Annotated in this window: 4 protein-coding genes; 1 reads left to right on the top strand and 3 read right to left on the bottom strand. The window is 74.0% G+C overall.

Annotation, left to right across the window (positions count from 1 at the left end; translation table 11 throughout):
- Nucleotides 1–32: 32 nt before the first annotated feature.
- The 3 genes from VR45_RS40365 to VR45_RS40355 form a co-directional block, all read right to left on the bottom strand.
- Entirely contained in the window at nt 33–1,244 is a 1,212-nt protein-coding gene (locus tag VR45_RS40365; RefSeq protein WP_045944958.1) for a PD40 domain-containing protein, read from the bottom strand.
- 220 nt (nt 1,245–1,464) lie between these two features.
- Nucleotides 1,465–2,235 (bottom strand): lysophospholipid acyltransferase family protein, encoded by a 771-nt coding sequence (locus tag VR45_RS40360; protein ID WP_045944957.1) that lies wholly within the window; start codon nt 2,233–2,235, stop codon nt 1,465–1,467.
- A 252-nt stretch (nt 2,236–2,487) separates the two neighbouring features.
- Nucleotides 2,488–2,913: a DUF4395 domain-containing protein gene (locus tag VR45_RS40355; protein ID WP_045944956.1), complete on the bottom strand. Its 426-nt coding sequence runs from the start codon at nt 2,911–2,913 to the stop codon at nt 2,488–2,490.
- A 222-nt stretch (nt 2,914–3,135) separates the two neighbouring features.
- Between VR45_RS40355 and VR45_RS40350 the strand changes: the two genes are divergently transcribed.
- Nucleotides 3,136–3,549 carry a thioredoxin family protein gene (locus VR45_RS40350; protein ID WP_045944955.1) on the top strand — a complete coding sequence of 138 codons (414 nt, stop codon included), beginning with the start codon at nt 3,136–3,138 and terminating at the stop codon, nt 3,547–3,549.
- Nucleotides 3,550–3,920: the final 371 nt, after the last annotated feature.

Below are 3,920 nucleotides of genomic sequence, written 5' to 3'. Positions count from 1 at the left end.
CTTTGCGTTGTGCGTGAATTGCTGCCGAAAGGTCAGCCCTGCGGCTGCGGTTCGGCCGTGCCCCAGCTCGGGCGGCTCTCCCCGTGGCCGGGGGTGTTGGTGAGCCGGGTGACGGTCGAGCCGTCGGCGCGCATCGTGTAGAGCTCGGAGGCTCCGCCGGCGGGGGCCTGGTCGAAGGCGATCGCGGTGCCGTCGGGTGAGTAGGAGGCGGCTCCGTAGGTGACGTCGGACGGGCCGGGGGTGAGCGCCTCGACGGCCGTGCCGTCGGGGTGAACGGTGTAGATGCCGCCGCCGGGGGCGTTGTCGGGGCCGGCCGGGTAGGTGGTGAAGACGATCCGGCTGCCGTCGGGGGACCAGTCGGCGCGTTCGCCGGCCCGTAGCTCCCACGGGGTGAGCCGGCGCAGGCCGGTGCCGTCGGCATTGACGATGTAGAGGGAACGGCCGTTGGCGGGCTGGCCGGTGGCGCTGGTCCGGTAGGAGAAGACGAGCTGCTTGCCGTCGGGGGACCAGGACGGGTCGGTGACGGCGCCGGAGTAAGGGGTGTCGTTGGTGAGGAAGGTGAGCCGCTGGGCGCTGGTGCCGTCGGGGGCGATGACGAAGAGGTCGCTGTACTGGATCTGCTCCGAGTCCGGATCGGAGCGGCCCCAGCTGCGGGTGAAGGCGATCAGTTTGCCGTCGGGGGACCAGGCGGGCGCGGTCTCCGTCTCGTTGACGCAGTCCGGGGCGCCGGTCTCGCAGAGCGGGCCGAGCTGACGGGCGTTCCGGCCGTCGGAGCTCGTGGTCCAGATGCGGCCGGGGGAGTCGCCGCCGGTCCGGTCGAAGGCGAGCGCGGTGCCGTCGGGGGACCAGGTGGGGTGGTCGTCCCGGGTCTGGTCGGCGGGCTGGGTGAGTTGCTGCCGGGTCCGGCCGTCGGCGGTGACGGCGAAGATCGCGCTGGTGAGGCGGTCCTGGTCGAGGAAGCCCCTGCTGGCGATGAGGCCGTTGTGGGCCGGCGGGGCGGTCGGGGTGGCCGCGGCCGCGGCCGCGGCCGCAGCCGCGTCGACGGCGGCGGTGCCGTTGGCGACGGCCGCTTCGACGGTGGGGGTCGGGCTGGGCGACTCGGCGCGGATCTCGCTGAGCGGGATCTCGCCGGGCTGGGCGCCGCAGCCGGTGAGCAGGGCCCCGGCGAGCAGGAGGCCCGCACCGGCGTGAGGGCGGGTGCGGGCCTTGGCGGGGGTGGTCCGTGAGAGCCGTGTGCGCGTCATCCGCGTGTCATCTCCGTCTCCGATCCGCCCGGCGAGTCCGGACGTGATTGCCCCCCGAAGGAGCTGTCACCTTGTCAGATCGGAGGGTGCGGAGCCGGGCGACACGCGACGGTCCGCGTCCGCCCGGCGACGGAGAGTCGCCCGTTCGTGCGGCAGTACGGCAGCACGGCGGAGCAGCAGAACGGCAGTAAGGCAGATCGGCGGGAACGGTGGCCCGGGGTCAGCCGCGGGCGGCCCGGCGTTCGGCCTTGGCGAGGGCCTCCGCCTCGTCCTCGGCCTCGGCGACCTCCAGGGTGGGCGCGGTGCCGCCGAGGTGGACGGGCAGCCACCAGTTGTCCTCGGGACCGGAGGGCTTGCCGGGGTACTCGCGCTGGGCGCGGTCGAGCATCTCGGTCATCGCGGCGCGCAGGCGCCGGGTGACCATGACGGGCTTGTCCTGGGGCGTCAGCACGATCGGCTCGCCGATCATGATGGTGACCGGGACGTGCCGCTTGGTGAGCGTCTTCGGGCGGCCCTTGGTCCACAGCTGCTGGGTGCCCCACAGGATCACCGGGAGCAGCGGGGCGCCGGAGTCGGCGGCCATCCGGGCGGCGCCGGTCTTGAACTTCTTCAGCATGAAGGAGCGGCTGATGGTGGCCTCGGGGAAGACGCCGACGACCTCGCCGGCCCGGAGGGCGCGGACGGCGGCCTCGTAGGCGGGCTGGCCGTCGGTCCGGTCGACCGGGATGTGCTTCATGCCGCGCATCAGGGGGCCGGAGACGCCGTGCTTGAACACGTCGTCCTTGGCCATGAAGCGGGTCTTGCGCTTGCCGCCGCGGTAGGCGCCCAGGCCGGCGAAGAGGAAGTCGAGGTAGCTGATGTGGTTGCTCACGAGCACCGCCCCGCCCTCGGCGGGGATGTTTTCGGCGCCGACGATCTTGATCCGCACGTCGAGTGCGCGGAAGACGGTCAGTGCGGCGCCGATCACCGGCGGGTAGACGAGCTCTGCCACGGTCAGTCCTGACTTCGACGGGCCTGGCGGCCCGGTACGGCGGGGCCCCGGGGCGGTGCGTGGGGGCCGACCGGGAGCACGGCACACCGCGGCGGCCACGGGCGATACACGGAGATGATCCCCCGAAGGAGTGCCCGCTGTCACCTGAGGGGTGCCGCCTGGCGGAATGTGAAGGTGTGACGTACGTGATGGGCCCGGCCGGGAACTTTTCCGCTCCGGCCGGGCCCGGCGTCGGGTGGTGGCGCGGCGCGGTCAGGCGGTGAGGTCCACCCGGCTCTGTGCGCGGCGGAGCAGCAGATACATCTCGCAGCCCAGGCAGTAGCCGAAGGCGGCGTTCAGGAAGGCGGCGGCCAGCGCGAACCCGGTGGCGAGCAGGCCGAGCCAGGTGGCCCCGGTGAGGAAGTCGAGCACGCCGACGAGGGCGAAGACCAGGCCGACTCCCTGGGCGAACCTGGGCGGGCGTTCGTCCTCGGTCTCGGTCGGTGGTGCCAGCCGGGGCCGGACCAGTGTGCGGTAGAGCCACCCGTAGGGGGAGCGGCGCAGCCCGCCGAGGGCTCCGAGGGCGAAGACGAGGGCCTGGGCGGCGAGCAGGACTCCGCTGCCGGTGAGCAGGACGGCTGTCAGGACGACGGTGGTGAGCGCGGCGGCGAAGCGCGGGCCGCGGGGATCGATCTGCACGGGGACTCCGGGAGGGGACGGCGGCGGGCTGACGGTTGGGGAGCGTCAGCGACAGCGCGAGGCCGTGGCCCGGCACAGGTCGACCACCCGGCGGGCGGTCAGCAGCGGCTGTGCGGGGCGGTCGGAGTCCACCCGGCGATCGTACGCGGGCCGCGGGCCGGCGGTCGACCGTTTTGCCGGGGCCGCTCCCGGGGCCTGGGGGGCCTGGCGCAGACTGGGGGGATGACCGGGTTGGTGGTGTGCGTTGTCGTGCTCGCGCTGGCGAGTGCGTTCGGGCTGCTGCGGGCCAAGCGCGACGGGAGGCTGAGGGTGCGGGCGAAGGACGGGTCGGTGGGGCTGTCGGCGGCCGAGCTGGGGGTGCCGCTCGGCGAGCGGGCGACCCTGGTGCAGTTCTCCACGGCTTTCTGTCAGCCCTGCCGGGCCACTCGCCGGGTGCTCGCCGAGGTGGCCGGGATGGTCGACGGGGTGGCGCACGTGGAGCTGGACGCCGAGGAGCGGCTGGAGCTGGTCCGGCGGCTGGACATCCTGCGGACGCCGACGGTGCTGGTGCTGGACGCGGGTGGCCGGGTGGTCCGCCGGGCGGCCGGGCAGCCGAGGCGGGCGGATGTGATCGCGGCGCTGGGCGAGGCGGTCTGAGCGGTCCCGCGCCCCGGCACGGAACGGCGCGTTCCGTCGTCGCGGTGGGTCCCGAGGGGGAAGGAGCGCCCCCACGGGGTGGAGCAGGGGTCGGGCTGGGGCAGGATGGCCCTGACGGCAGTGCGTCCGTCCCGCGGTCCACCTGGGCCGACGGCCTGCTCGGGGCTGCCGAGGGGGTCCGAGGGACGCCCGGCCGGGACCGCGCGGCGTAAGCTACTGGCGAGTAGTGACCGTCGAGCTACTGGCGAGTATGCTGCCAGGGAGTTCCGGACCGGCACGGGAGCACGCTGCCGGGAGCAGGTGCGTACCGTGTTTCGCGCCCGCTTGCACAGCCGCAGCCGCCGGACGAGACCAGTACAGGAGACAGGCCG

The organism is Streptomyces sp. NRRL S-495 (assembly GCF_000966955.1).
Classification (GTDB): Bacteria; Actinomycetota; Actinomycetes; order Streptomycetales; family Streptomycetaceae; genus Kitasatospora; species Kitasatospora purpeofusca.
This window is presented reverse-complemented; position numbering and strand designations above follow the sequence as displayed.